The sequence below is a fragment of the Peribacillus sp. SIMBA_075 genome (genome assembly GCF_046534585.1).
Window position 1 is genome coordinate 1 of record NZ_JAWRYN010001427.1, and the last position, 242, is coordinate 242.

The window sequence follows — 242 nt, forward strand, 5'->3', positions numbered from 1 at the left end:
GGGAAGCGTGCCGCAAGCTGGGTGCTTATGGATGCGCCATCAGCGGAGCGGGCCCTTCCCTTTTCATTCCGGTTCCCCGAGGAGATGAACACCGCATCGCAGAAGCGCTCGGCCAGCAATTTCCGCATTATGAAAGCATGGCCATGCAACCGGAATGTACAGGAACCAAATCATTTGAAACAGTGGCATGACAAAAAGCTCCGGATCAGCTGATCCGGAGCTTTTTTTATTGCACTTTATAG

The 242-nt window shown here is 52.5% G+C and carries 1 pseudogene; it reads left to right on the forward strand.

Annotated features, from left to right (window positions below):
• Positions 1 to 191, forward strand: a pseudogene (locus SB775_RS33065) (homoserine kinase); the annotation flags it as partial.
• Between the last annotated feature and the right edge of the window lie 51 nt (positions 192 to 242).